Source organism: Rhodococcus sp. KB6 (assembly GCF_001445685.1).
Classification (GTDB): domain Bacteria; phylum Actinomycetota; class Actinomycetes; order Mycobacteriales; family Mycobacteriaceae; genus Rhodococcus_F; species Rhodococcus_F qingshengii.
The window spans coordinates 1-6420 of record NZ_LNAK01000070.1 but is presented as its reverse complement, the minus strand read 5'-3'; the positions used below and the strand labels follow the sequence as shown (position 1 = coordinate 6420).

The 6420-nt window shown below is 61.0% G+C and carries 4 protein-coding genes and 1 pseudogene; 4 read left to right on the top strand and 1 reads right to left on the bottom strand.

From position 1 onward, the window contains the following. Positions 1 to 1294: succinic semialdehyde dehydrogenase (locus tag ASU23_RS12150; RefSeq protein WP_253741308.1), on the top strand; the 1294-nt coding region annotated here is incomplete at its 5' end. On the opposite strand, the gene ASU23_RS33970 is transcribed toward ASU23_RS12150, so the two are convergent. Continuing rightward, entirely contained in the window at positions 1255 to 1443 is a 189-nt protein-coding gene (locus ASU23_RS33970; RefSeq protein WP_156423144.1) for a hypothetical protein, read from the bottom strand. The two genes, ASU23_RS12150 and ASU23_RS33970, sit on opposite strands and share 40 nt — an antisense overlap. Positions 1444 to 2468: 1025 nt before the next feature. On the opposite strand from ASU23_RS33970, the gene ASU23_RS12145 reads away from it, so the two are divergent. The 3 genes and pseudogenes from ASU23_RS12145 to ASU23_RS12130 all read left to right on the top strand — a co-directional run. After that, positions 2469 to 3725, top strand: a complete 1257-nt coding sequence (locus ASU23_RS12145; protein ID WP_058038004.1) for a helix-turn-helix domain-containing protein — start codon at positions 2469 to 2471, stop codon at positions 3723 to 3725. Between the two features lie 1111 nt (positions 3726 to 4836). Next, positions 4837 to 5625: an SDR family oxidoreductase gene (locus ASU23_RS12135; protein WP_253741306.1), complete on the top strand. Its 789-nt coding sequence runs from the start codon at positions 4837 to 4839 to the stop codon at positions 5623 to 5625. Positions 5626 to 6031: 406 nt separating this feature from the next. After that, positions 6032 to 6295: pseudogene (locus ASU23_RS12130) on the top strand (transposase); the annotation flags it as partial. Positions 6296 to 6420 lie beyond the last annotated feature (125 nt).

Sequence of the window (6420 nt, the reverse complement as noted above, 5' to 3'; positions counted from 1 at the left end):
CGCCCTCATGGACATGGCTCAGGCCGAGACCGGAAAGTCGCGTACCGCAGCTCAGGAAGAAGTCCTCGACATCTCGATGACGTCGCGTCACTACGCACGTGTGGCGCCGAAGCTGCTGCGTCCGCGTCGCGTCTCCGGCATGCTTCCGGGTCTGACGAAGACCGTCGTCCGCTACCAGCCGAAGGGTGTCGTCGGCGTCATCTCGCCGTGGAACTACCCGATGACGCTGGCCGTGTCCGACGCCATCGCCGCGCTGCTCGCGGGCAATGCCGTTGTCCTCAAGCCGGACAGCCAGACGCCGTACTGCGCGCTCGCCTGCGTCGAACTGCTCTACAAGGCGGGACTGCCCCGCGACCTCTTCGCCGTGGTTCCCGGACCGGGCTCCGTCGTGGGCACCGCGTTGGTCGAGAACACCGACTACCTCATGTTCACCGGTTCCACCGCGACCGGTCAGCTCCTCGCCGAGCAGGCCGGCCGTCGACTGATCGGCTTCTCCGCCGAACTCGGTGGCAAGAACCCGATGATCGTCGCGGCCGGCGCAGACCTGCGCGAGGTCACCGATGCCGCTGTGCGTGCGTGCTTCTCCAACTCCGGTCAGCTGTGCATCTCCATCGAGCGCATCTACGTCGAAGAGTCCATCGCACCCGAGTTCATCCGTATGTTCGGTGACCGCGTCAAGAAGATGAACCTCGCCGCTGGTTACGAATTCGGAATCGAGATGGGCAGCCTCGTCTCCGAGGCCCAGGTCAAGGCAATCTCCGCGCATGTCGACGACGCAGTGGTCAAGGGCGCCACCGTCATTGCCGGCGGCAAGGCCCGCCCGGACATCGGACCGCTGTTCTACGAGCCCACGCTGCTCACCGGGGTTCCCGAAGACGCCGAGTGCTACCGCGACGAGACCTTCGGGCCGCTCGTCTCGATCTACCCCGTCAAGGACGTCGAAGAGGCCATCGCTGCGGCCAACGACACCGAGTACGGCCTCAACGCCAGTGTGTGGGCGGGAAGCAAGGCTGCCGGCGAAGCCATCGCAGCGCGCATCCACGCCGGCACCGTCAACGTCGACGAGGGTTACGCACCCACCTGGGGCAGCACCGCAGCACCGATGGGCGGCATGGGTGTCTCGGGCGTCGGTCGTCGTCACGGCGCCGAGGGGCTGATCAAGTACACCGAGCCGCAGACCGTTGCCACCACCCGCGTCATGAATCTCGGCGGACCGCGCGGACTTCCGGCCAAGGTGTGGGCAAAGCTCATGCCTCACGCCATCAAGATCATGTCCTGGGTTCCGGGCCGGTAACGGGTGGAAACCGCCAGCGCGTACATCGAGGCAACTCCCGTATCGACGTGGATCGTCTTCGCTGACTTGTAGGGCGGTAACGGCACTTGGGCGCGCCAACCAATGATCGTGGATACACCGAGACGGCTGAAGGAACGGGGTGCAGACATACGGCCTTCCCCAATTCAGCGAAACCGCCACGCCGTGCCGCTCTGCCAGTGACGGTTATACGGACTCTTCGGCGCTACCCACACCGCAACCGAGCCGGTGAACCAACTCCGCAAGATCATCAAAAATCGTAGACACGTCCCAATACTCGTGCCGAAGTGAAACTTCTGCGACGGCGATCTGAAACATCAATGCAAACGTATCCGCAAACGAGATCGCTTACGCACGGACGGACTACCTCCCAGCGGCAACGAAACAGCGCATCCGACTTGGCGAAGTCGCCCACTCCAACGGCTGAAACAAGGCCGCGGCGGACTCGTCATCGCGTACCCAAACCGACTTTGATCCCTACATCACGTATCTGAACATCGAATCTGACTACAAAACCTTTACAAGCAAAACCAGTCCAAGAACACGCAAACGCGAAAACATCTCAACCGCACCACACTTCCGCAACAGTACAGTCGCCCGCGAACAGGCCAGATTATACCAACGAAGATCGCCGATCATGTTGCGCTGCTTTGCGCCTCAGCCCACACATCGCCAGAAACCACCTTCGCTGCGCTGACACAATCCGCCCGCAGGAAGCTGTCACTCCCCGCGTCTCTGGCCAAGGCGCGTCACGACCGAACCCACCCTTCTCGACTACGAGTTATCACCGAACCCCTGAAGAATGCCTCATCCGACTCGAATGCGAATCCCAGGTCCCCCTTGCTAGATGCCCGTCAACACGCCGACCGGGATCATCGGTCAGCATGTCCATCACCAGCACGATTCCCTTCTAAAGCAGTCGGCTCGCCCGACCGGAAAGGAAAGATCGAACACGCAGACTCTCGCCACGGCGTCCTCGAAGCCGCATTCGGACATACTTCCACGAAAGGACATCTGGCGGTTGCACGCGTGCCCTAGTCGGAGAGCGCTTGCGCGGGTGGACGGCGCCAATCCCGCAACCTGCGGTGGTAAAGCGATCACGAAGGCGACTAGCCTGTAATCTCTGTGACCTGAGCTTGACTGGAATGGGCGTGGCATGAGGAGCTGGACAGATCTTCCGGACTCGGTGGTGATAGCGCAACGCCGCGCTGCCGCCGAATTGTTGCGCCGGTTACCGTTCTACGCTGACGACATGCTCGACTACATCGTCAAACGGATTCCCGAGGTCGATAGAGACGACAGGCTTCGCGGTCTGACGCTCGGGTCGTGCTCATCAAATCTCGAGGCGGCGCTGTCGATGTTTCGAAACGGCATCGACGCTACCGCCGCGTCTGCTCCCGTCACCGCCCTTGAACACGCACGCGCGATGGCTGCCCGCGGCTACAGCGTCGATGTGATGCTGCGCTACTACCGGCTCGGTCATGCATACATGAGTGCACTCATCCTTGACCGTCTCAGGGAACTCGTCCCAGATCCGGCCATTGCGGTTGTAGTGCTGGCCGAACTACAGAATTACGCCTTCGCCTACGTTGACCGTATCTCCAGCGAGGTCGCCGCAGAGTACGTTGCCGAACTCGATCGCATCCAGAACCGCGTCCGCGCGGCCCGCGCCGACGCAGTTCGTCGGTTGCTAGCCGGCGATCAGGTAGACCTGGGTCGAGCCGAAGGTGCACTGTCCCATCGGCTTACAGGATGGCAGACAGCCTTCGTGTGCTGGACCGAGCGCGAAGACACCGACTTATCGAGGGTCGGAAAATTGGTCGGCGCCCACCTAGGATCCGACCATCCCCTTCTCGTTCCCGACGGCGCCCAAACCCTCTGGGGATGGGTTTCGACTTCCGGCGTTCCCGAAGCAACTCAAAGTGATCTCGGGCCGTTGGTGGACCAGATCCCCAAGGGGGTGCGCGTCTCCGTGGGGATACCGGCACAAGGCCCAGCCGGGTTCCGAAAGTCGCACACCCAGGCACAGCGCGGTCGGCGCATCGTCGAACTCGCCGGCCGAGACTCCCCCGTCACCGCCTACGCTGAGATGGCACTCGTAGACACGATGAGTGAAGACCTGGATCTGGCTCGGGCATTCGTCGCCGCCGAACTTGGCCCCCTGGCAATCGCAGGAGCCCGTGAAGCAGAGGAACGTCAGGCATTGTTAGCGGTGCTCAATGCCCAAGGAGGACTGACGGCAGCGGGTGAAGAGCTCGGGATACACCGCAACACGGTGCTCCAGCGTCTACGCCGGGCGGAGGAGCGGCGCGGCCGCCCGGCTAGCACCCGCATCGCCGAAGTCCATGCGGCCTTGCGGCTGGTCGACGTGCTCGGTCCCGTTGTACTCACGCAGGACTCCGGCCTTACCTAGCAAAAGGTGCGGCGCGCACATCTTGATGTGCGGTATGTCACTAGCGTGGTTGGCCTCTCATTTCGTACTGTCCCAATCATGGCAACATCGACCGAATTCCCGACGCACCGAGGCCAATGTCAGGTCCCAGACAAGGCGTATCGGCGTGTCCGCGTATCGACGACGAGGACTTCTCAGAGCCTACTGGAATCCATACCACCACTGGGCAACCGGATTTCCGCCAACAGCATTCACACCAAACGTGGCCCAATGCTGTTGATCACCAGGTGCGTTCAGTAAGTTGAAAGTCGGGCACGGGGCGATTATCACATCGCGCCCACATCTGAATTCCCGATTGACTGAAGCCGTAGCGACACACACTCTCCCCCGCCGACGCCGCCACCGCCGCCGCCACGAGAGTTCCGAGTCCAAAACTACCCACTCGACGGAACTCGGCTCATTCACCAATAGCCCAAATCTCAAAGCTCCCGAACGACGGAAAGCACATGACCACCAAACGACATTCGTACTCACCGAGAAGTGATCCCACACGACTAGCACACGCACTGTTCGACGAGCTCTCCCATCGCTATCACAAAGAGAGACAACGTAAGACCGCGACCGCCAACCAACAGATGCTCACACATAATCGCCCAGACGACACCCAAGCCCTACTCGATCTCGCGCTGGACTGGGTACCGTACGGCGGCGTCCCCGAGGACGAAGTATTCGAACGATACGGAACCACAGTGGCCGGCTTCATCGACCAACTATGGGTTATCGTTGACCACCTTCATTGCGATCGTGAGACCGTAGCGAAACTCGCCGCAGTGTACCCAAGCGCCGACCTCCAACCGACTCTTCAGAATCGCCGCACATCTGAAATCGACTGTGACACAGCCAGCGACCACGCCGTCCGTGTCAGTACTGACCGAGATCGGGCCGCCACTTTGGTCGAGCATCGTTGAAACATCAGCGGGGGACACGTCTGCGGACCTAAGAACCGGCGCCAGGGCATGTCCCGACGCTGACAATCTCACCTGCCAACTCACCTGCCAAGCTCGCCAATCAGCTCCTCGATCTCAATCAGAAACGAAAAATCACAATGAAATTAGACGGGAAACTAGCCGTGGTGACCGGCGCATCCTCAGGGATCGGTGCTGCTACTGCGTTAGCCCTAGCCACTGCTGGCGCAGAAGTGATTCTCGTCGCCAGAACACCTGGGCCGCTGACGGAAATGGCCGAGCTGATTCGATTTCGGGGCGGACGCGCGCACGCTTTGCCGGCCGACCTCACGTCGCATTCGGACGTCGAAGACTTCGCTGACCAGGTGCTCGGAGAAATCGGCGTTCCGGACATCATTGTCAACAATGCTGGCGCCGGACGGTTTCTGTTCCTCGACGAAACCGCCCCGGAAGAAGCAGTTCAGATGATGGCTGCGCCATACTTTGCAGCATTCTTCGTCTGCCGCGCATTCGTCACTGCGATGGTCGCGCGTGGCTCTGGCAATTTGCTTCAGATAAACACCCCAGTTGCCACGGTTCCTTGGCCCGGGGCGGTCGGCTACGCGTCCGCTCGTTATGCTCTCCGCGGACTCACCGAATCTCTTCGACAAGATTTGCGTGGCACCGGAGTTCGAGTTTCATCGGTGACCCCCGCGAAGGTCGACACCCCCTACTTCGAAAGCAATCCCGGTGCTGCCGAGCGGATTCCAAGAATCGAAAAACTTCTCGGCACCATGACTCCCGAACAAGTCGCGGACGTTGTCGTCTCAGCTATTCGCCGAGACGCGGACGATGTCCACGCACCCTGGCGATGGGCGGCGCTGCATCCCATCGCACGTGCTATCCCCCGCCCATTTCACTGGCTGGCTTGGCGCACTGGAACCAAACACCCTTCGACAGTCGTGGGTGCAGTCTGAGCCGCATTCGACCTGGTGACGGTTCCGGATTTCAGCTGCAGCCTAGCCGCTCTCCCTCTCCACGAGCTGGAGTGCGGTGCGGCAGTACTTAAAGCAGCCGGACGACGATCCGGAACACGAATTTCCTCGAACGAACTGGGATGCGCCGATATCTGCGAATTCCGAGAAACGCGCTTTGCCGAGGTGCACCGTGTGCATTTAACTACCCGACGACTTAGTCCACGCGCTCTACCAAGATCCGGAGTGGGACACATCAGAAACTCGCAACAAGAATCGGCCGCTACGCCCCTAAGCAAGCAAATGCTTGAGGAGGCACCCGATCCTCATACGATGCCTTGATCGGCCCAGGGATTTCGGACAGTGGACCCGCTTAGAATAGGGATCTACTGAAATGAGTCCGACCAGCATGAGCAGATCGCGTCGATCGTTCAGCACCGAGTTCAAGGACGAACTGTGCCGCGAGGTGATCGACTCGTCGAAACCGGTCAGCGAAGTCGCCAAGGCCTACGGGGTCGGCGACGACAGCCTGCGGCGGTGGCTGACCAAGTATCGTGAGACCCACGGCGGCGGCCCGGAGAGCGAACTGACTCTGACCGAGCGTGCTCGTCTGACGCAGCTTGAACGCGAAAATCGGGAACTGCGGGCCGAGGCAGCCTTCCTGAAAAAAGCAGCCTCTTATGTGGGTGATCGATGTCAAGTGCCCGTGTCGTCGAGTCGCTGGATAAGTCCGTCGAAGACCTTCTGCCGCCCGATCTGGCCCTTGTCTGCGGCGTCGTCTCGCTGACGGGTGAGGGT